Origin of the sequence: Streptococcus sanguinis (assembly GCF_020729765.1) — a bacterium.
GTDB classification, from domain to species: Bacteria; Bacillota; Bacilli; order Lactobacillales; family Streptococcaceae; genus Streptococcus; species Streptococcus sanguinis_Q.
The window spans coordinates 1-20,857 of sequence record NZ_JAJEPD010000087.1 but is presented as its reverse complement, the minus strand read 5'-3'; the positions used below and the strand labels follow the sequence as shown (position 1 = coordinate 20,857).

18 protein-coding genes and 1 pseudogene are annotated in these 20,857 nt (G+C 44.1%); 2 read left to right on the top strand and 17 right to left on the bottom strand.

Translation table 11 applies throughout. The features are described 5' to 3' along the window. Window positions 1-71: 71 nt before the first annotated feature. The 10 genes from K4H96_RS11360 to K4H96_RS11315 form a co-directional block, all read right to left on the bottom strand. Window positions 72-3,620, bottom strand: a complete 3,549-nt coding sequence (locus K4H96_RS11360; RefSeq protein WP_223336962.1) for a pneumococcal-type histidine triad protein — start codon at window positions 3,618-3,620, stop codon at window positions 72-74. A gap of 9 nt (window positions 3,621-3,629) precedes the next feature. After that, the gene (locus K4H96_RS11355; protein ID WP_223336963.1) at window positions 3,630-4,568 is read right to left on the bottom strand and encodes a metal ABC transporter solute-binding protein, Zn/Mn family; all 939 of its coding nucleotides are present in this window, start codon (window positions 4,566-4,568) and stop codon (window positions 3,630-3,632) included. Between the two features lie 283 nt (window positions 4,569-4,851). Then, window positions 4,852-8,031: a carbamoyl-phosphate synthase large subunit gene (gene carB, locus K4H96_RS11350; RefSeq protein ID WP_223336964.1), complete on the bottom strand. Its 3,180-nt coding sequence runs from the start codon at window positions 8,029-8,031 to the stop codon at window positions 4,852-4,854. Window positions 8,032-8,054: 23 nt separating this feature from the next. Next, the gene (locus K4H96_RS11345) at window positions 8,055-9,131 is read right to left on the bottom strand and encodes a carbamoyl phosphate synthase small subunit (protein WP_223336965.1); all 1,077 of its coding nucleotides are present in this window, start codon (window positions 9,129-9,131) and stop codon (window positions 8,055-8,057) included. A gap of 114 nt (window positions 9,132-9,245) precedes the next feature. Next, complete coding sequence (locus K4H96_RS11340) at window positions 9,246-10,163, bottom strand: aspartate carbamoyltransferase catalytic subunit (RefSeq protein ID WP_223336966.1); 918 nt, start codon at window positions 10,161-10,163, stop codon at window positions 9,246-9,248. A gap of 107 nt (window positions 10,164-10,270) precedes the next feature. Then, window positions 10,271-11,554, bottom strand: a complete 1,284-nt coding sequence (locus tag K4H96_RS11335) for a uracil-xanthine permease family protein (protein ID WP_223336967.1) — start codon at window positions 11,552-11,554, stop codon at window positions 10,271-10,273. A gap of 8 nt (window positions 11,555-11,562) precedes the next feature. Next, entirely contained in the window at window positions 11,563-12,081 is a 519-nt protein-coding gene (gene pyrR / locus K4H96_RS11330) for a bifunctional pyr operon transcriptional regulator/uracil phosphoribosyltransferase PyrR (protein ID WP_223336968.1), read from the bottom strand. A 231-nt stretch (window positions 12,082-12,312) separates the two neighbouring features. Beyond that, complete coding sequence (locus K4H96_RS11325; RefSeq protein WP_223336969.1) at window positions 12,313-14,859, bottom strand: pneumococcal-type histidine triad protein; 2,547 nt, start codon at window positions 14,857-14,859, stop codon at window positions 12,313-12,315. A gap of 136 nt (window positions 14,860-14,995) precedes the next feature. After that, a complete protein-coding gene (locus K4H96_RS11320; protein WP_002914990.1) occupies window positions 14,996-15,628 on the bottom strand; it encodes a Pr6Pr family membrane protein in 633 nt (210 codons plus the stop codon). Window positions 15,629-15,635: 7 nt separating this feature from the next. Beyond that, window positions 15,636-15,974 (bottom strand): zinc ribbon domain-containing protein YjdM, encoded by a 339-nt coding sequence (locus K4H96_RS11315; RefSeq protein WP_002920966.1) that lies wholly within the window; start codon window positions 15,972-15,974, stop codon window positions 15,636-15,638. Between the two features lie 274 nt (window positions 15,975-16,248). Here K4H96_RS11315 and K4H96_RS11310 point away from each other — a divergent pair, with 274 nt between their 5' ends. Together K4H96_RS11310 and K4H96_RS11305 are read left to right on the top strand one after the other, a co-directional pair. Further along, entirely contained in the window at window positions 16,249-16,773 is a 525-nt protein-coding gene (locus K4H96_RS11310; RefSeq protein ID WP_223336970.1) for a hypothetical protein, read from the top strand. 20 nt (window positions 16,774-16,793) lie between these two features. Then, window positions 16,794-17,324, top strand: a complete 531-nt coding sequence (locus K4H96_RS11305) for a transcription repressor NadR (RefSeq protein WP_223336971.1) — start codon at window positions 16,794-16,796, stop codon at window positions 17,322-17,324. 123 nt (window positions 17,325-17,447) lie between these two features. Here the strand turns inward: K4H96_RS11305 and K4H96_RS11300 are convergent, their stop codons facing one another. The 7 genes and pseudogenes from K4H96_RS11300 to K4H96_RS11270 all read right to left on the bottom strand — a co-directional run. Continuing rightward, complete coding sequence (locus K4H96_RS11300) at window positions 17,448-17,744, bottom strand: hypothetical protein (RefSeq protein ID WP_002900174.1); 297 nt, start codon at window positions 17,742-17,744, stop codon at window positions 17,448-17,450. Between the two features lie 44 nt (window positions 17,745-17,788). Then, entirely contained in the window at window positions 17,789-18,256 is a 468-nt protein-coding gene (locus K4H96_RS11295) for an 8-oxo-dGTP diphosphatase (protein WP_223336972.1), read from the bottom strand. 22 nt (window positions 18,257-18,278) lie between these two features. Next, window positions 18,279-18,680, bottom strand: coding sequence for a hypothetical protein (locus K4H96_RS11290; RefSeq protein WP_223337329.1), 402 nt, complete (start codon window positions 18,678-18,680; stop codon window positions 18,279-18,281). Window positions 18,681-18,776: 96 nt separating this feature from the next. Beyond that, on the bottom strand, window positions 18,777-19,220 hold the full coding sequence (locus K4H96_RS11285) for a hypothetical protein (protein ID WP_227956537.1): 444 nt from the start codon (window positions 19,218-19,220) through the stop codon (window positions 18,777-18,779). After that, entirely contained in the window at window positions 19,198-19,740 is a 543-nt protein-coding gene (locus K4H96_RS11280) for a hypothetical protein (protein ID WP_223336974.1), read from the bottom strand. Before K4H96_RS11280 ends, K4H96_RS11285 begins: the two co-directional genes overlap by 23 nt. After that, complete coding sequence (locus tag K4H96_RS11275) at window positions 19,730-20,275, bottom strand: DUF1697 domain-containing protein (RefSeq protein WP_223336975.1); 546 nt, start codon at window positions 20,273-20,275, stop codon at window positions 19,730-19,732. Before K4H96_RS11275 ends, K4H96_RS11280 begins: the two co-directional genes overlap by 11 nt. 41 nt (window positions 20,276-20,316) lie before the next feature. Beyond that, a pseudogene (locus tag K4H96_RS11270) lies at window positions 20,317-20,778 on the bottom strand (DUF2971 domain-containing protein); the annotation flags it as partial. Between the last annotated feature and the right edge of the window lie 79 nt (window positions 20,779-20,857).

The following is a 20,857-nucleotide window of genomic DNA, read 5'->3' as shown; positions in this document are numbered from 1 at the left end:
ACGAATGATGAAGCAGACTTAGTTTAGTCTTCATCATTCGTTTTATTGTTGTCTTACATCAAAATGTAAGCTTAGCTAATCTGAACAGTTTTCAGCTGGCCGTCTGCTCCTGTAAAGCTGATGCTTCTGGTTGCTGGATTGTAGCTGAAAGTCTCTGGGCTGATTCCATAGAGCTGAGAAAGTTCCTGCAATTTCTGATTGAATGCTTCCTCTGTCATACCAAAACTCGCTGCTAAGCTTGATTGACCAGTTGGGTTTGCTGCTGTCGAAGCTTCTACTGGTTTGTCAGATTGGTTTTGAGCTGCTTCTCCAGTGGCAGATTCGGAAAGTAGATTATCACTTTGCGCAGTTTCTGGAGCACTGGTGCTTGCTACCTGACCAGAAGCAGGTTGTTCAGCCAGTGCTTTTAGGAATCCTTTTTGCACCGCATAGGCATCTGCAGCTTGACGCTCAGCTTCTGACAAGTCTTTCTTGTAGATATAATGCTCGTGGTCCAGATGGGCTACTCGATAGCCTTGCTCATCCGCTCCGACCATATCCTGCAGATTAAAGTGATAGTCATCATCGTTGCTATGCTGAGAATCAGACTCGTTTGCCCCCTCAGGATGGACGAGTGACTGCTGGAAGGCCAGGATTTCCTTAAGCAGCTCTTTCTTATCTGTAGCTCTCTGTCCAAGCTTATCAAAAAGCTGGTCCAGCTGCTGGTATTGCTGCTCACTTCCTTGATTCTTTTCCAAATACTGATGGATAGACATGAGCAGATTATAAAGCTGTTGATAAACTTCCTGATTTTCCGTATTAGCTGGCTCTTCCTTTTGTCCAGCGATTGTTCGGCTCATCTGATCCAAAAGCTTCTGACTCGCTGTCAGTAAAGCTTGCTTATCTGAGCTGCTGCTCTTTAATTCCTTGCCTAGTTCTAAGATTCTAGCCGCATAGTCTGCCCGGCTGTTTTGGTCCTTTACTTCTCCAAGCAATTCCTGCGCTTTTCCAAGGAAGACAAGTGCTTGAGCGCTCTTCTCGCTATCATCCGAGGTGCCAAAATCATCATAAATACCCTTCAAAAAGTCATAAATCATGGCCTTATAGGTTGGCTGATCTGGCTCTCCCTGATCCAGCTCTGTCTTTTCAGAGGACGGAGAAGGCTGACCGCTAGCAAGGGCTGCTGCAATTTCTTTCTTAGTCTGATAGAGGGCAGGAAAAAGCTGCTGGAGATTAGTCGCTTCTATAAAGGCTTGAGACTTATAGAGAGTCAAGGTCAGCTCGGCTGCTTTTCTGCGCAGCTCAGGGCTCAAACGTCCATCCTCTAATGCTTGGTAGAAATAGCGAATATAATCAACCGCTGTGACGCCTGTCCGATCATGATAATCTTCTAAAGCTGATAGTAATTGTCCTAGCTCTGCCATTTCAGCTTGATTCTGGCCAGCATAAGCATTTTGCAGACGCTGCAGCAAGTCAGCTTTCTTCAGTCCATAGCTATCTGTGTCAAGTCGGTTCATTCTCTCCAAAAGCCCTTGATAAGTCTTGTCCAGCTCGGTCTCTTGGATTGGCTTGACCGTCTGATCCACATGGATAAACTGCTTATCAAAGTTATCCAGACTGCTCAGGTAGCCAGCTGTTGAGTTGCTAGGCAGCTTCTTCATGGTTTCTACAAACTGCCCCAAAGCAAGCTCAATCCGCCGCTGCATGACGGGATTATCGGCATAAAGACGCTGACTATCCGCTTTCAGGCTTTCTACCTTTTGTAAAATAGCGGCCTCATCATAATCGCCCTGCTCATACTTAGATTGAATCTGAGGCAGACGATTTTTCAAGGCTTCTGCTGCTCCCTTGGACTGGATCTTGATATAGTGGTTGTGGTCTCCATGAGGAATGACAAACTGACCATCTTCCACTTGCAGACTGTAAGGCGACAGACCTGAACGCAGGGCTGTTGTGTAGAGCTCATTCATGAAGTCCAGCTCTGCATTGCCCGTTACCAGAGGAATGCGAACATGCTCCTTGTGGACAGCATAGGGATGGATATGAGTCGGATCGTAGGCTTGGTCAGGGTTATTAAAGACAAAGAAGCCATTTGAGATGCGAACTGCTTCCTTGGGAACACCATAGGTTTGGCAGATATAAGCGATCTTTTCCTCATCGCTGGCATCGCGTGAATAGCGTTCAGCGTCATTGACTGCTGCAGACTGTTTTGCTGGCTGCTTGGCCAAGACTTGCTCCGCTGCTTGAATCTGTTCAGCAGTCAAGTCTTTCTTGTAAAAGTAATGAGCATGATCTCCATGCGATACCATGTAGCCTTGGTCGTCCTTGCCAATGACAGCCTCCGCATGAAAACCATGGTCGTGCTCAGGCTGTGACGGTAGCTGTGGCTTCAAAGCTTGCATAGGATCTCCTAGCGGCTCGTAAGTATATCCAATAGGAATCAAGCGGGCAATCTTCGCTTCCAAGTCTGACAGCTTGTCATAAGGAATGAAATGATGATGGTCTCCGTGGGGGATAACGATCCCATTTTCTGTCCGACGGCTGATTTTCAGTGGGTCAAACACCACGCCGTCCCCTTCATGATAGCGCTGAGATTGAGGCAGGGCATAGAGTTGCTGCAGCAGACTTGGCAAGGATGGCTGAGATGTTTGAGACGGCTGGAGCGGATTAGACGGACTCAGCTGAGTAGCCGCTAAGCCAGGACTTGGCTGCTCAATCTTTGAATGATTTGACAGCTGTGGAGACGGATTTGAGACTGGTCCACCCTGATTGTCAGCACTATTCTGATTCCAAGTATTGGAAGAAGCAACCGTCCTGCCGTAGTTAGGCGGATTCACTCGTCCGCCAGCCCGTCTGCTATTCCAGTAGCTCTGAGCCGCAGCCAATTCTGCCGGCGACAAGTCGCTCTTGGGAATGTAGTGAAAATGGCCGCCATGCGGCACGATAAAAGCATCGCCAGTATCCTCGATGACGTCAGAGGGGCTGAAAGTATAACCGTCATCCGTTTTATATCCCCCTTGCCCTTGGTGGGAAATTCCTGCAAGGTCTGCTGCCGTCTTTCCCGCAGCTAAGGACTTGCTAGGTTGACTGAAATCGCGAGTTCTGCTTGATTTTGTAGTGGAAGATTTGCCACTATCGCCTTCTTCCTTGGTCTTATGCAGCTTCTTCTGCCGTGCAATCTCATCTACCGAGCGGACATTACTGGTATGCTTGGCATCCTTGAGGTAGAGATAATACTTCCCATCTAGCTTGATGATATAGCCATCCTTGACCTCATTGACTATATCTGCTTCCTGCAGCGTGTAATTAGGATCTCGGATAATCAACTCTTCGCTGATAATGGCATCAAAAGGCACCTTTCCATCAAAGTAATGATAATGGTCTCCGTGAGAAGTGACATAGCCCTGATCCGTAATTTTCACGACAATTTGCTCTGCTTCAATACCTTCCTCATCATTGATTTGGTCAGATGTCAAATTTTTGTTTTTATCCGTCTTGGCACCCGAAGTCTTATCCTCAATATAGGCTACTTTGTTATCTTTGGTCTGAGTTCGGGGCTGAGCTTGCCATTGGATAAGCCCGTAAGTTCCGAGACCAAGAGCTAATACAGCTGCTGAAGCTAGGAAATATTTCTTTTTCATGGTTTTCCTTTATCCTTTCAAATCTTTAGCTAAAACAGCTAGATTTTCTTCTAAATTTTCTAAATAAGATAGTTGATTGGCTGGGTCAGCTTCCAGAGGATTCAGCTCCTTGATTTGTACACCGGTCGCCTTGACCAAGGTTTGAGCCACTTTGGAAGAAGCATTGCTTTCCACAAAAATGGTCTTCACCTCGTGCTCCTTGACAAAGTCTTCTATCTCTGTCAGCTGGCGCGGACTAGGCTCCTGCTCCGGTGAAATACCAGCAATGCCCAACTGGGTCAGCCCGAAGCGCTTGGCCAGATAAGAAAAGGCAGTATGCTGGGTGACAAAGGTCTTGTTGGGCACTTTATCAAAAATCTTCTGATAGCGTTCTGTCAGTTTTTTAGCCTCTTCTTGAAATTTTCGGGCATTGGCCTGATAAGTCTCCCGATGGTCGCTATCCAGCTCTGATAACCTGTCGGCGATAATCTGAGCTTCTTCCGCAGCCTTCTGAGGATCCAACCAGGTATGGGGGTCATAGAGCGTCTTCTCATCCACTCCCTCTCCCGCTTGGACATCTTCCAAACCAGCGACTCGATCCAGCTCCATTCCCTGAGAAGCCTCAAGGACTTGAACCTTGGAATTCTTGAGACTAGGATTCAGCTCTCCAGCCCAGGACTCCAAAGTCCGTGAGTGATAGACAAAGACATCTGCATCATAGATGGCTGCCACGTCATTGGCTGAAGGCTCAAAATCATGAATACCGCTGCTAGACTGAATCATGCGCACGTCATTCAGATCGCCCGATATGGTCTTAACCATGGAGTAAATAGGATAAAAGCTGGTTACGATCTTCAATCCTTGCGACGGACTGGATGGACTGGATTCCTTTTGAGACTGACAAGCCCCGAGACACAAGGCCAGGGACAGCAGGCTAAGGCATACTAAGATTTTTAAAGCTCGTTTCACAATATCTCCTTAACTCATTATTAACCAGTTTATTAACCGGTTAATATCATACACTTTGTCAACTTCTTTGTCAAGTTTTTTAAGAAAATAAAGCAAAAAGGAAGTAGGATTCTTTCCCACTGCCTCTTTGATTTTAATTCCAATATATCTGAACGGTTATTTATTATGACTATTCAAGGACAGAATAAGATTGGACAGATGCATTTTTCAAGCTTAACTGTATGAGATTACTTTTCAGACTATCAGACTGTCAAATAACAATCTGGAAATGAAAACTCCATCTTTAAATCGCCTCTGTAGTGAAACTGCGGCTTTCCAGTACCTTCAGCATAGCATCAGCTGTGTCCAAGGCTGTGAAGAGGGGCACTCCGTGCTCAATAGCTGAGCTGCGGATTATTTGACCATGCTTGTCAGCTGTCCGCTTAGTTCCGACCGTGTTAATAATAGCCTGAACCTTGCCCTTGCGGATATAGGCTGGGATGTCCTTGTGATCATCACTGCCGATTTTTTCCACCAGACGGACGTGTAGGCCGTGATTTTCAAAATAGGAGGCTGTTCCCTTGGTTGCCCAGATACCATAGCCAATATTGGCAAAACGCTGAGCCAGCTGCAGGGCTTCTTCCTTGCTATCGCCTGCAATAGTAAAGACGATATTTCCAAAGTTTGGCAGATGGAGATAGGAAGCCTCAAAAGCCTTATAGAGTGCTTTTTCGAGCGTGCGGTCACTGCCCATGACTTCGCCGGTAGACTTCATTTCAGGTCCCAAGAGACTATCAACCTTCGCCAGCTTGGTAAAGGAGAAGACTGGCGCCTTGATATGAACCATTGAACTTTCTGGATAAAGACCATCTTCATAGCCCAGCTCTGCTAAAGTTTCCCCAAGAATCAAACGAGTCGCCACTTGCGCCATCGGAATATCAGTCACCTTGGACAAGAAAGGAACAGTCCGGCTGGCCCGTGGATTGACCTCAATGACATAGACCTGCTCATCCTTGATGACGAACTGAATATTCATCATGCCAATACAATTCAGTCCCAGAGCCAAACGCTTGGTATAGTCTGCAATAGTATCCTTGACTTTCTGAGATAGGGTTTGTGGAGGATAGGCCGCCATGGAATCCCCTGAGTGAACTCCTGCCCGCTCGATATGCTCCATAATCCCAGGAATCAAGACCTGACGGCCATCAGAAATGGCATCCACTTCGCACTCATCACCAACAATGTAAGAATCCACCAAAACCGGATGGTCTGGACTGGCCTTAACCGCTGTCCGCATATAAGAGCGTAGATCCGCTTCGTTTTCTACGATTTCCATGGCACGGCCACCCAAGACATAGGAAGGTCGCACCAGAACAGGGAAGCCAATCTTACGAGCAGCCTCTGCTGCCTCCTCCTCATTAGTAGCCGTCTGACCCGGCGGCTGCGGAATATCCAGTTCTTTCAGAGCTTGCTCAAAGAGATCCCGATCCTCAGCCCGATCCAAGTCCGCTACTTGGGTACCTAAAATCTTAACACCAGCCTTGGACAGTGGCTCTGCAAGATTAATGGCGGTCTGCCCACCAAACTGAACGATAACCCCTTTAGGCTGCTCCAGCTCAATGACATTCATGACATCTTCAAAGGTCAGCGGCTCAAAGTAGAGCTTGTCAGAGACAGAAAAGTCAGTCGATACAGTCTCCGGATTGCTATTCATGATAATCGCTTCGTAGCCAGCTGCCTGAATAGCCTTTACAGAATGAACGGTCGCATAGTCAAACTCGACTCCCTGCCCAATTCGGATAGGACCAGAACCCAGCACAAGAACAGATTCCTTGCTGGATTTGATAGATTCATTTTCAAAGCCATAGGTAGAGTAGAAATAAGGCGTCGCAGACTCGAACTCAGCAGCACAGGTATCCACCATCTTGTAGACCGGCACAATCTTCTGCTCCTGCCGGATGCGACGCACCTGCTCGGCTGTCATCCCCCACAAGGCAGCAATCTTAGTATCCGCAAAGCCATTTTGCTTGGCCTTCTTAAGCACATAGCTATCTCCGATATGACTGGCCAGCTCTTGCTCAATTTCGTAAATATGGAGCAGCTTATCCAGGAAAAAGACATCAATCTTGGTCAGCTCAGCAATTTCATCCGGACTGTAACCACGACGAATAGCCTCTGAGATATAGAAAATCCGGTCGTCTTGCGCTTTGACAATCTTCCTCATCAGCTCATCATCGCTTACTTGGCTGAGAGCAGGCAGCTCATTGTGGTCCGCACCAACTTCAAGAGAACGGCAAGCCTTGAGCAGACTCTCCTCAATATTGCGGCCGATAGCCATGACTTCCCCTGTCGCCTTCATCTGGGTTCCCAGACGGCGCTCACCTTGCTCAAATTTATCAAATGGAAAGCGTGGAATCTTAGCGACCACATAGTCCAGAGCTGGCTCAAACATAGCATAGGTAGAGCCTGTCACCGGATTAATGATTTCATCCAATGTAAGCCCGACTGCGATTTTAGCCGCCAGCTTGGCAATCGGATAGCCGGTCGCCTTAGAGGCAAGGGCTGATGAGCGGGAAACCCGTGGATTGACCTCGATAACATAGTACTTAAAGCTATGCGGGTCCAGAGCCAGCTGTACATTACAGCCGCCCTCAATCTTCAGCGCTCGAATAATCTTGAGACTGGCATCCCGCAGCATCTGGTATTCATAGTCTGAAATGGTCTGACTAGGTGCAAAAACGATAGAATCACCTGTGTGGATGCCGACTGGGTCAAAGTTTTCCATGTTACATACGACCAGCGCATTGTCGGCACCATCTCGCATAACTTCGTATTCGATTTCCTTAAAGCCCGCTATAGAACGCTCGATCAGACACTGAGTCACTGGAGAGAGTTTGAGCCCATTTTCTGCGATTTCCTGCAGCTCTTCCTCATTGCTACAGATACCGCCGCCAGTTCCTCCCAGTGTAAATGCCGGACGGACAATGACTGGATAGCCGATTTCAGCTGCAAATTCCAGTGCTTCATCAACTGTATTGACAATTTCTGACTCAGGGATGGGCTGACCTAGCTCTTCCATCAGCTGCTTGAAGAGATCCCGGTCTTCCGCTTGGTCAATGGCTGACAGCTTTGTCCCCAAGAGCTCCACTCCCAGCTCTTCTAAAAGTCCTGACTTGGATAGTTCCATGGCCATATTGAGTCCGGTCTGGCCGCCCAAAGTCGGCAGAAGAGCATCTGGCCGCTCTTTACGCAAAATCCTCGCAACAAACTCCAGCGTGATAGGCTCGATATAAACTCGGTCTGCAATTTCTTTGTCCGTCATAATGGTCGCTGGGTTAGAATTAACCAAGACAACACTGTAGCCCTCTTCTTTCAAGGACAGGCAAGCCTGAGTCCCAGCATAGTCAAACTCCGCAGCCTGACCAATAACGATAGGACCAGAACCAATGACCATAATTTTCTGAATATCTTTACGTTTTGGCATAGTGCACCTCTCAATCTTGCTTCCTAGTAAGCCTGATGGGCATCCATCATTTCCATAAACTCATCAAAGAGATAGTCTGCATCATGCGGTCCCGGCGCAGCATCTGGGTGAAACTGCACAGAAAAAGCTGGATAGTCCCGATGGCGCACACCTTCGACGGACTTATCATTGATTTCTTCATGAGTCACTATCAAGCATTCCGGCAAATCCTCACGGCTGACTGCATAGCCGTGATTTTGACTGGTAAAATCAACTCGGCCTGTCGCAATCTCACGTACCGCATGGTTGAAACCACGGTGACCGAACTTCATCTTATGTGTCTTTGCACCGTTAGCCATGGAGAAGAGCTGGTGTCCCATACAGATTCCGAAAATTGGAATCTTGCCCTGAATACCACGAATCATGTCCAGAGCCTCCGGCACATCTTCCGGATTACCCGGTCCATTGGACAGCATGATGCCGTCAGGATTGAGCTGGAGAATTTCCTCAGCGCTGGTATCATAAGGCACCACCGTCACACTACAGTTGCGTTTGGCTAACTCCCGCAGGATAGAATGCTTGAGACCGAAGTCCACTAATACCACGCTGCGACCCGTTCCCGGAGCTGGATAGGACTGCTTGGTAGACACCTGCTTGATGTTATCCGTCGGCAGAACTGTAGCCTGCAGCTGGTCTTGCAGATGCTCAATACTATCATCCGCATTAGCAATGGTCGCCCTCATGGTTCCATGCTGGCGGATAATCTTGGTTAGTGCCCTGGTATCAATTCCCGAAATGCCTGGTATCTTCTTGATTTTGAGGAACTCATCCAAAGACAATTGCTGGCGCCAATTACTGGCACGACGTGCATACTCATAGACCACCACTCCCTTGCAGGTTGGCAGAATGGATTCATAGTCGTCCCGATTGACACCATAATTTCCAACCAAGGGATAGGTAAAGGTCAAAATCTGGCCATTATAAGACTGATCCGTAATCGATTCCTGATAGCCTGTCATGCCTGTGTTAAAGACGATTTCGCCTGTCACAAAAAGATCCGCTCCAAAAGCTTCCCCTTCGAAGATCATGCCATTTTCTAATATTAAAAGTCTCTTTGCCATTGTTCCCTCCTGTCCAAGATGCAGACCGCCCACGACCATCCACATAAGATATATAATAATAGGGAGTGGGATTGCTTCACACAGCTTCACCCACTCCCGGCCTACTGTCCGAGATTATTGACGGCCTTTCAGAACTGCTTCGATAATAGCCATTCTAACAAAGACGCCGTTGGTCATTTGTTCAACGATACGCGATTTTGGTGCTTCGACCAGATGATCCGCAATTTCTACATCACGGTTAACTGGAGCCGGATGCATCAGAATTGCTGTTTCTTTCATACGGTCATAGCGCTCTTGAGTCAGACCATGCAGTCTGTGATAATTTTCTTTAGAAAAGATGGACTCGTAGTCATGGCGCTCATGCTGCACACGCAGGAACATCATGACATCCACTTCTTCAATCACCTCATCAATAGTGACAAACTTACCATAGTCCGCAAACTCTTGGCTCCGCCATTCTTCCGGACCTGCAAAGTAGAGCTCTGCCCCCAAGCGCTTGAGAATCTGCATATTTGACTTAGCCACGCGCGAATGGTCCAAGTCACCAGCAATCGCAACCTTGAGTCCTTCAAAGCGACTAAACTCTTGATAAATAGTCATCAAATCCAGCAAGCTTTGGCTAGGATGCTGACCAGAACCGTCTCCTCCGTTTACGATAGAAGTCGTAATGGTCGGGCTTTCGACTAGCTCTTTGTAATAGTCCACTTCAGGGTGGCGAATGACACAAACATCAACACCAAGGGCAGACATGGTCAGGATGGTGTCATACAAGGTTTCTCCTTTATTGACCGAGCTGGTCTTGACATCAAAGTCCAGAAGATCGCAACCCAACTTCAACTCTGCTACCTCAAAGGCCTTGTGAGTCCGCGTCGAAGGCTCAAAGAAGAGGTTAGAAACGATATGCTGCTCATCATAATGGACTTTAGCGCCATTTCTAAATTCGATTCCGCGTTTAATCAAGGCCATAACTTCTTCATTTGACAGAGTTTCCATAGAAACAAGGTTCTTAAGAGCGATTTGATTGGATGACATGATGTAATTCTCCTTTATAAAAGAATGAGGGCTTCCAGAGTGCTGCAAGTAAAGTCGCTCTGAGAGCAAGCTATTTTTGAACAAAAGTTAATGATTTAGCACCTAGCTCAATCCTTGGGCTCAGGCAGGACAAGATAGAGTACAATTCCCAGAATAGTTGACAAGGCAACTCCTGAGATTTGCAGACCCGACAGCTGCAAGGTCAGACCGCCGATGCCAGATACCAAGATGACACTGGCAATCAAGAGGTTCTTTTTATTGTCAAAGTTGGTCTGTGCTTCGATCAGAATCTTGAGACCGCTCGAAGCAATTACCCCAAAGAGGGCGATGGAAATACCACCCAGCACAGGACTCGGGATGGATTGGAGCAGGGCTGAGACCTTGCCCACAAAGCTCATGACAATGGCCAGCACTGCTGCGCCTGCAATGACATAGACGCTGTAGATTTTATTGAGCGCCATGACTCCGATATTCTCTCCGTAGCTAGTCACCGGCGGTGCTCCGAAAAACCCTGCAATAATCTGAGTCAGACTATCACCAGTCAAGGTCTTGTCTAGACCTGGATCCTTGAAGAAGTCCTTGCCTGTCAAGCTATTCAGCACCATAACATGTCCGAAGTGCTCTGTCATGGTTACAAAGGCGATAGGCGCCATGGTTAAAATCGCGCTAGGATAAAATTTCACATCGTAGTCCAAGAAAGGCAGACTCATAGGCGGAAGGTGGAACCAAGAAGCTTCTCCTACCTTGGCAAAAGAAACAATTTCCTGCCCAGTCACAGCCCCTAGAATCAAGCTAAAGATGTAGCCCACTATCAAGCCTAGCAAGACTGGGATAATCCCCACGATCTTCTTACCATAGATATTAAAGAGGATAACCGCTAAGAGCGTGACCATACCGATAATGAAGTAGGTCAAATCATAAACTTTTTCACCATTAGCTACAGTCTTATTCATCACATCGCTAACAGCTGTCCCAGCCAAGCTCAGACCAATGACCATGATGATGGGGCCAACTACTACTGGTGGCAGCACCTTGTCAATCCAAGCATTTCCAGCAAACTTGACAATCAGTGCCACGATAAAGTAGACCAAACCACCGGTGATGGCTCCCTGTGCAACCGCTCCGATACCATCTGTCTTCATCAGCATCTGCATGGCTGCGATATAAGCAAAACTAGAGCCCATGTAAGCCGGAATCTTGTACTTGGTAACAGTCAGATGGGCCAGTGTTCCAAGACCGCTGGAAAAGAGGGCTACCGCTGGGTCAATTCCCACCAGAATCGGTACCAAGACTGTCGCCCCAAACATAGCGAACAAGTGCTGAAAGGATAGTCCTAAAAGCAGACCTGGCTTTGGCATATCATGCACATCATACTTAACATCTTGACTCATTTAGCTTATTACTCCCCCATAATCAAAACGCGATCTTGACCGTCTGTCTCAGTCATCTCAACGATAATCTCCTCAGTTTGGCTAGTCGGAATGTTCTTGCCGACATAGTCTGCCCGTATAGGCAGCTCGCGGTGACCACGGTCAACCAAAACAGCTAAACCAACCCGAGACGGACGTCCATGACTGACCAGATTGTCGATAGCTGCTCGGATAGTTCGTCCTGTGTAGAGGACATCGTCGATCAGGATTACTTGACGGTCGGTAATATCCACTGGAATCACTGTCGTATCTTCCTCAACCTTTATATCATCACGAAAAGGCTTGGTATCTATTTCTGCGACTGGAATATTGATATTCTCCAACTGAGCCAATCGCTTCTGAATGCGATGAGCCAAGTGAACCCCACGGGTCTTAATCCCAGCCAAGACCACTTGGTTCAAGTCCTTGTTGCGCTCGATGATTTCATAGGTAATCCGCGTAATCGCGCGATTCATGGTGATGTCATCGACAACTTCTTTTGTTTTCATTCTTTCCTCCTCAAACAAGAAAAAGTCTCCTTATTACAAGGAGACTTCAGAAAAATCTAGTCAGGCAAGCTAAAACAAGATGCACTTGCTTACACTCCACCCATCTTTTTACTTGCTCCTTGTCTATCTCTCTGGATAGAATTAAAGGATTATTTAATTTTTTATACTATATCACAAATTCAAAACTATTTCAAGAAAAAATTGTATTTTTTCTGCTCAACTGGATAAGGATTAGTGATTAGCTTCTTTCTCTTCTTTTTCCTTATCTTTTGAATCCATTTGATTTTCTTTATCTTCTGCTTGAGCTGGCTCAGATTTTAATGCAGGATTTTCAGTAGTTGGCACTTCTTCTGATGATGGCTTAGAAGAGTTTTCTAGATTCTCAGCTTGACTTTTTAACTCTGCTTCAGGAGATCCAGCTGGATGCTCGCTATCATTGGAAGCTCCTTGGCCGCTTGCTTGAGCTGAGGCTGGCTTATCGGATGATGGCTCCCCTTGGACATCTGCCTTCATAGGCTCACTTTCCTTAGGCGCTTCCTTATTTTCTTCTTTTGGATCAGCCGGCTTATTATTATCAATGCTGCCACCCTGAACATCTGGGAAATGCTGCGCCAAGGCTTTCGGAATTTTATTTTCATTCAATTCAAGCTCTGCTTTAGGGATGTGATTGTCACTGACATTGATATAAGTCACTGTCTTATTTGGTTCCTGCAGCGCCAAGGTTGTGATTTTATTCTTGTTGACAGCCAGATTGTCTAAAGCCCTAAACTGATTAATCCCTTCCAAGTTTTTCAGCTCATTCTCACCCAAGTTTAAATTCTTCAAGGAAGACTGGGCAGCTGGAATGTCTAAAGATGTAATCTTGTTTTGACTTGCGGACAAGGTAACTAAATTCTTAGCAGCTTCAACTCCTGCTAGCGAAGTCAGACGATTTCCATTTAGGCTCAGAGTTGTCAGATTTGGATTAGATTTCAGGAAGTTCAAGCTCTCAACATTGGAATTGTCAGCTGTTAATTCTTCCAGATGGGAAGCCTTAAGCGAATTGAGATTTAAGTTTGGATTGTTGGATAAGAAAAGCCTTGTTAAATCTTCTTTTTGGCTCAGAGCAGAAATATCGTGCAGCTGATTGTGCTCTAAACTTACAGCTTTTAATTTTGAAAGCTTGGTCAAAGCAGAAATATAAGAGATATTATTGTAGTCAAGGTTCAATGACTCCAGATTTTTCAGATTAGCTAAAGGTGTAATATCGGCAAGGTCATTTCCCGCTGCTGCCACTGTTTTGAGGTTTGGGTAATCCTTCAAGAAAGATAAATCGGTGATACCATTCTGGGAGATGTCCAAGCCTTCTAAGGTCGGAATTTCTTTTAAGAAATCATAGTTGGTAACGCCTGTCTTTGTCATCCACAGCTGTTTTAAATGTTTAAATTGCAGCACTGGTCTGATGTCCTTTATCGGAGTAAAGCCAATTCCCAAAACTTCAATATTTGGCATCAGTTCCAAGCCTTTTCTTTCCAGCGGATCTTTGCGCTGGCCGATATTTAGATACTTAACAGTTGCCAGCCAAGCTTTCATCTTTTCCTTATCCGTCTCATCTGATGGGAATGGGGTATCTGCCGTAGCATGTAAAATATCTTCAATGATTTCATCATCAAATCCTAGAGCTTTCAAGGTTGCCATACCAACTGTGTCATGAGCGTGCGGATTTCCATGCGGGTCAAAAGGCTTGGTCGTATCAATCTCACTGATCAAAGTCGAATGGCTGTGGTCGCCATGCGGATAGATAAATACCTTTCCTTTATCTGTATCGCTCACCTGAATCAGACTTTCATCAATTCCTAATTGCTGAGCCAAATAGGCCTTTTTCTTGGCAATTTCTTCTTCCTCGTCTGATGGACTTGGCGCAGGCTCAGGTGTAGGAGCTGGTGCTGGAGCTGGCGACGGTTCTGGTGAAGGCTGTGCTTGCCCTTGCCGGCCATAGTAGGCATCTTCAGCAGCTTTCTTATGTTCCGCTGGAATCAATGACTCCCAAGGTGAAGCAATCAGCTGCTCATAGGGGATGAAATGAGTATGACCATTATGATCCGCCAGCAAGCCAGTAGCTAACTTGCCTGTTACCCCTGTGCCTCTAAATAAGAATCCATCACTTGTAGGATAATCAATCCCAGCAAATTGGCGTTTAGTTGTCCCTTGCTGCTGGGGAACAGACGGCCTAAGCGTTGGCTGATAAACAGGTCCAGTAGTATTGCTAGACGGCGTTGGACGATAACTCGGTGCTTGTGCAAGATTACCCACTGACTGCTTCAAAATATAATGAAAATGATCTCCATGGCGTACTACATAGCCGTATTGGTCTTCTGAGACAATGTCTGTAGGATTAAAAACATAGCCATCATCAGTAGTGCTCATTTGATTTGCCAGCTGAGGCGAGCCTGCAGGCACTTGCCCATCTTTTGGTATCAGATAGGCCCATTTACTATTCTTTAGGTCAGAATAAAAAATAAAGTGCGTATGACCATCATGCTCTAAAACCAAACCTTCACTAGTTCTAGCTTTAATTTGAGACTCGCTTTTGAAGAGAAAACCATCATCCGTCGGCTTATCAACTCCAGGAACCTGTCCTTTTTTGGTCGACTTACTTTTCTTCTTCACCTCTTGCTTAATCTTCACCTTCTCTTGACTGCTTTCCTGTTTAGATGTCTGAGATTGACAAGCAGCCAAGCAAAGATTACAAGCTAGAATGATCCCTGCTAGTCCCAACAGTTTCTGATTGTGTTTCATTCTTTCCTCCTTTTTTGTTTAACCAGTTAATAATTAACTAGTTAACTATATCATACAAAWCTGATATTGGCAAGAAAAAATAGAAGCAAAATAAAAAAACAGATAAAATCTGTTTTTCATCTACAAGTACAAGTCTCTAAGAAGTCTTCTTCTTTGAGAAAGAGATGGATTTTATCCCGTAAAAGACAAAACCAAAGATCAGGTAGGCCGCAAAGATAATCAGAGACATCTGGATGACATAGGGCCAGCCTTTCTTAAAGACATTGAGGAAAAAGTAAGGAAATGGATTGTCCTTGGATCTTGGAATATCTATTTTCAGGAAGAAACCATTAAAGAGAGCAAAGGCCATGTAGACCAAAGGCACACTTGTCCAAGAAATTGGATCAAACCAGCGGTACTGGCGCGATTTGTCAAAGATTACTGTATCCAGAAGAAACGCCAAGGGGACTATATAATGACACAGAAAATTCTCTAGGCGGTAAAAATCTGTCGCAATTGGGGCCAGCAAGAGGTGATAAACGACACAAGTAATCATGATGGACATTGTTACTCCACCCTTGATTCTCAAGATTTTCGGCGCCTTCCAAGCATCACCAGGTCTCATCATCAGATAGACCAGATAGCCCGTAAAGAGCAGGACCAAGAGATTGGACAAAACCGTATAGTACATGAGCATGCCCACGCCATACTTAGTGATTTCCAGATACACACCCAAAAAGGCCAGGATAAAAAGAATAATTCGATAAATTAAGATAAAACGACGATTCATAGAGACCTCAAATTTTCTTAACAAACTCTGACTTGAGCTTCATCGCACCGAAGCCGTCAATCTTACAGTCGATATTATGGTCGCCTTCTACGATGCGGATATTTTTCACGCGCGTTCCCTGCTTGAGATCCTTAGGTGCTCCTTTGACCTTCAGGTCCTTAATCAAGGTAACTGTGTCGCCATCAGTCAGCTTATTGCCATTAGCATCGATCGCTACTGGTCCTTCTTCTGCTTCTTGAACCTCAGCTGGATTCCACTCATAGGCGCACTCTGGGCAGACCAAGAGCGTTCCATCTTCGTAGACATACTCTGAATTACATTTGGGGCAGTTTGGTAAGTTGTTCATTTTTTCTCCATTTCTAGTCAAGGCTGCTAAATTTCCATACCAGCCTTCTATATATGATTAAGCTCTTCTTTCATTTTTCAAGTCCAGCAGAACACTAATCGATGTGAAGGTCAACTAAATCCTAAAAATCTAGTTTACTCCTATTTCCACACCTTTCTAGTATAAGCTATTTTAAGGTTTTTGACAAATCTCTTTTAGGATTTCCTACAGGTCTTGACCTTTCTGCAAAAACAGTGTACTATACTAGTGTATATACAGATAAAAAGGAGTCGCTATGAAACCAAAATCTAAAAATCAGTTTATGACACTGACCGCTTTTTTGACTGCACTAGCTATTGTTATCCCACTGGTTATGCCGATTAAAATTGTCATTCCGCCCGCTTCCTTCACCTTAGCCAGCCACGTCGCTATCTTTCTGGCTATGTTTATCTCCCCTCTCATGACGGTGATTGTCGTGATTGGTTCTGCTATTGGGTTTGGAATGTCCGGACTTCCTTTTATCATCACGCTTAGAGCCCTGTCCCACTTGCTCTTCGCTAGCATAGGCGCTCTTTATTTGCAAAAACACCCGGACACACTGGACAGCCAGAAGAAGACTTGGATATTTAATTTCCTACTAGCCTTGATTCATGCCTTTGGCGAAGTGGTCGTCTGCATCCTCTTTTACACGACTTCTGCCTATCCAGCTAATGCTTTCTATATCTTATTTGGTCTGGTTGGACTTGGTACGGTCATCCATAGCATGGTCGACTTTGTCATTGCCAAGTTTGTCTATCAAGCGCTGAAAAAGATTCGCTAGAGCTTGAAGATTCCTGACTTTTGGTTTACAATGAAGCTATGACCAAGCAAAGACAAGAAGAACTATTAAACCTTTTGAAAACATCATCTGCTGCCCTCAATGGCCAGTCACTGGCGGAGCATTTCCATGTGACCAGGCAGATTATCGTGCAAGATATTGCCCTCTTGCGGGCTGATGGTGCTCTCATCCTCTCAACCAACCGTGGCTATCTTTATAAAGACCGCCAAGAAAATGCTGCTGTCCATCAGCTCTTCAAAGTTCAGCATGGGGCTGAGGATATGGAGGCCGAGCTGCTGGCTATCGTGGATAATGGCGGCCGCGTACAGACTATTTTGATTGAGCATCCAGTTTATGGCGAAATCCAAACTTACCTAAAGCTAACCTGCCGCCGAGATGTCCAGCATTTTCTCCAACAGGTCGCATCCTGTGCCTTTCGCCCCTTATCTGAACTGACAGATGGAGTCCACTATCACCTAGTACAAGCCGACTCCCAGCAGGATTTGGACCATGTAGAAGCCGCCTTGAGAGACCTAGGATTTTTACAGGAATAAATAGCAAGAAAAAAAAGACTGATTAGGCTCCAACCTAGTCAGTCTTTTTAGTACATACTCTTACGCCAGCCACCTTTCAAATGATAGATAGTCGCTATAAAAATCACTGATAAAACAATCAAACTATTCTTTAAAAGAAATTAAAAAAATTAATATTCCAGAAAATACAATACTAATAATTGACAAGACCAAGACCCTAATCTCGTTTAAATCTGTGTACAAAGAATAAAGAAAAATGAGTAAATTAAGCAAAATCACTGATCTATAAAACCTAGATTGGCTCTGCTTCCATCCTTTTAAAGTATGAAAAGCAAATGGAAATCTCAAACCGAATCCAGCATTTCTAGAAGGAAAAAAATGGTTTAAGCCCAAAAGAAAAAATGCAACAATAGCAATCCATAATGAAATCATGACAGTCATCCACCTTTCTATCTTTGCACTTCAGATACAAAAGGAAACATTTTTTAATACATACTCTTGCGCCAGCCACCTTCAATCCGCTCGTGATAGTAATATTCGGATAATTCCTCATCTTCCATCATACGAAGGAGTTCCAGCATATCGTAGGCCAAGTCCAGCTGAGGCAGGGTTTCCTTGTCTACCCAAGAGATCTCGCCCTCTTCAGTCGAGTGAATCTGACCAGAAAAGTCGGTCGCTTTGTAACAAAAGACGATATAGCGAATCCCTTCATCCGTATGCCAGTTCTTTACCCCAACCAATTTCGGATGAGTAATAGTTAAACCTGTTTCCTCTAAAATCTCACGGACAACCGCATCATGCAAAGATTCGCCCTTTTCAATATGACCGCCCGGAAAAGCATATCCAGACCAACGATAGCGCTCTGGAGAGCGATACTGCATTAGGACTTTACCTCGCGACACATCTTCAACAAGGCAGATGTTTGTTAGAATTGTTTCTTGGGAACGTGACATGGATTCACTCGCTTTCTATTTGTTAATATTCATCTCGATATTTTACTTCAGACTTCATCATAAAAGGATTAACTAAATCATGGTATTCACGATAAACATGAAGCAAAGATCCTCTAACGATGATAACTTCGCTATCTACTATTCTAAAATCTACTGTAATTGGAATGCGTGAATCTTCTATAAAAGAACAAGCTAAAAGTGAAACACCCCAGAGACAAAAAACTACAAAAGCACTAAAAAGCTCTAGGATAAGATGACGCTTTTGATCTATCCTTGATTTATAAAATCGAGCCCATAAATGCAACAATAAGGTCAAACCAAAGCAAAACAACCTGATATTCCACAAAGTTGGAATAAATGCTAAACCAAATGATAATAAAATAAGATGGAAAATGACAAAGGATAACAAGGCAAGATAAGCCATTCTAAACACATTTAAATATTTCAAAATAATTTTTCCTCTTCTCGAGATTATGACTAGATCTAAAACAGGCTATGGATTTGCTCACTTTCTAAGTTATTAAAACATATCTTCGTTATATTTCACTTCTGACTTCATGATAAAGGGATTGATCAATTCATGATGTTCATAGGTACTATGGACCACAAAACCTCTGACAATGATGATTTCATTATCTTGTATATGATAGTCTATATTGATGGGCATGGCTGGATCCGAGATGATTGACAAAGCAAAGAATGCCGAAAACCAAAGATAAAGCGCCACCAATCCACTGAATAATTGAAAAATTAGATGATACCAATGAAAATCTCTTGTCCTAAAAAAGACTATCCAAGGATGGATAAAGAAGGCCAAACAAAGAATAAAAAACCAACTATTCCACAAAACTGGAGTAAAGGATAGACCAAAAGGTAACAAAATCAAATGAAGAATGACAAAGGTTAGCAAGGCTAGATAGAGTGTTTTAAATGAAAATWATTTAGACAGATTTTCTTTTGTCATGATTTTTCCTCTTTTTTTCATTATATTTCAAAATCAACATCGTTAACGCTGAAATGAAGAAAAAGATTAGATAGGTAGCAATCGGAAACCAAACATAGCGAGAATCCAAACTGATTAGAGGTGATGCAAAATGTTTTCCATCTTTTGATCGAATTCCTATAAAATAATGGATTAAGAAAACCGGCCCGTTCAGATAAAGAAATGCTTCCGCTAAAATCTTCAGAGAAGTAAATCCTTCTTTTCTCAAGCTACCAAATCGAGAATAATAAGGAATAAGCACCAAGAGGAGCAAGTTTACACATAAAGGACTAATATAATTAAAATGACGAAGTGGAGCAGGAATGCTCTCATTACCAAAAGTTAAATATCCCACACCAATCGCAACAACTATTAAGACTAAAAAATTTAAAAAAGCTTCTACTACCCGATGTTTTTCCAACCAAAGACTAAACTTATTCCCCTGAACTTTTACTTTTCTTTTATTTTTCTTTTTCTTTTTCTTTTTGGTCTTACTTCTCATTCACCAACTCCACAATCTTCTGGAAAGTCTTGCCGTTTCGGATAGTTAGTTGCTTGTAAAAACTAGATTTGAGCAGTTTCTTATGGTAGTTGGACTTGAGATAGTCCGCTTGGTCAGCATTGCTATAAAAGAAAGCCGTCTGCCCAAAATGCAGTTGCTCCTTGTCATTTGCCCAGCTGCCTGCCAGCTCTTGAACACTCTCCCTATCTGTCTCCGGCAGATAAAAGAGAACATCACGCCGAAAGGCTGTCTCATCCTGCCACCAAGCAGGCAGATTGGCTGTTTCTTTTTGAAGCTTGGCAGAGCTGACAAGGACAAAAGGCAGAGGAAAATCGTAAGACTGACTGAAATAAGCTGACAATATCTCCCGAATCCTCTCCTCCTGCTCCTCGCTATCAAAGAAAAGATTGCCACTATTGATGTAGGAAACTGGATTTTCAAACCCCAACCCAGTCAAATCTTTCTTCAAATCAGCCATAACGACCTTGTTTTTCCCGCCGACATTGATGCCGCGGAGTAAAAGTGCATAACGCATATAGTGCTCCTTGTTTGTATGTTTTAAAACAGTTATTTTCTCTAACGATAGGGAATTTTCGAACTCTCTATTACTATATCAGGATTGGCAAGTTTGAGATAAGGAGCAATATAGTCTGCATCTGTAACCTTTGGACCTAGAATGACTTTTGAGTATTTCAAAGGAGCCAGATTAATGTATACAAATAGATCGTATCTGCCATTATCTTTCGGGCTTAATACGATATACTTCCTAAAATCGTTATAGTTAACTTTATCAAAAATTTCTAACCCAATATCTTCTTTCTTCAAGGATTTATCATTTAATAAATCCTTATTTTTATCTAAACTTTTATTATGATTTTCAATAAGTGTTTTTACAGAAGTATCATCTAGATTGATTAGAATACGATACTCCATCTCATATTCGTAATCTTTTACTTTAAAAAGATAAGAAATCTTTTTTAATTTTTCCGCCAAGTCACTTAGTGGAGTTTCACCTTCAAACTCTTGCATTTTTTCAAAATAATTCTGAAACTCAACCTCCATTTTTACGACTTACTAATCTAAAACAGTTAAACGATCCAATGGAAGGAAGGGCAAT

Bases quoted from the DNA above. Each gene is read 5' to 3' on its own strand.
- K4H96_RS11295 (WP_223336972.1), bottom strand. From the start codon at position 18,256: ATGTCACGTTCCCAAGAAACAATTCTAACAAACATCTGCCTTGTTGAA.
- K4H96_RS11300 (WP_002900174.1), bottom strand. From the start codon at position 17,744: ATGACTGTCATGATTTCATTATGGATTGCTATTGTTGCATTTTTTCTT.
- K4H96_RS11280 (WP_223336974.1), bottom strand. From the start codon at position 19,740: ATGAGAAGTAAGACCAAAAAGAAAAAGAAAAAGAAAAATAAAAGAAAA.
- K4H96_RS11345 (WP_223336965.1), bottom strand. From the start codon at position 9,131: ATGGCAAAGAGACTTTTAATATTAGAAAATGGCATGATCTTCGAAGGG.
- K4H96_RS11325 (WP_223336969.1), bottom strand. From the start codon at position 14,859: ATGAAACACAATCAGAAACTGTTGGGACTAGCAGGGATCATTCTAGCT.
- K4H96_RS11320 (WP_002914990.1), bottom strand. From the start codon at position 15,628: ATGAATCGTCGTTTTATCTTAATTTATCGAATTATTCTTTTTATCCTG.
- carB (WP_223336964.1), bottom strand. From the start codon at position 8,031: ATGCCAAAACGTAAAGATATTCAGAAAATTATGGTCATTGGTTCTGGT.
- K4H96_RS11360 (WP_223336962.1), bottom strand. From the start codon at position 3,620: ATGAAAAAGAAATATTTCCTAGCTTCAGCAGCTGTATTAGCTCTTGGT.
- K4H96_RS11310 (WP_223336970.1), top strand. From the start codon at position 16,249: ATGAAACCAAAATCTAAAAATCAGTTTATGACACTGACCGCTTTTTTG.
- pyrR (WP_223336968.1), bottom strand. From the start codon at position 12,081: ATGAAAACAAAAGAAGTTGTCGATGACATCACCATGAATCGCGCGATT.
- K4H96_RS11290 (WP_223337329.1), bottom strand. From the start codon at position 18,680: ATGGCTTATCTTGCCTTGTTATCCTTTGTCATTTTCCATCTTATTTTA.
- K4H96_RS11315 (WP_002920966.1), bottom strand. From the start codon at position 15,974: ATGAACAACTTACCAAACTGCCCCAAATGTAATTCAGAGTATGTCTAC.
- K4H96_RS11340 (WP_223336966.1), bottom strand. From the start codon at position 10,163: ATGTCATCCAATCAAATCGCTCTTAAGAACCTTGTTTCTATGGAAACT.
- K4H96_RS11335 (WP_223336967.1), bottom strand. From the start codon at position 11,554: ATGAGTCAAGATGTTAAGTATGATGTGCATGATATGCCAAAGCCAGGT.
- K4H96_RS11275 (WP_223336975.1), bottom strand. From the start codon at position 20,275: ATGCGTTATGCACTTTTACTCCGCGGCATCAATGTCGGCGGGAAAAAC.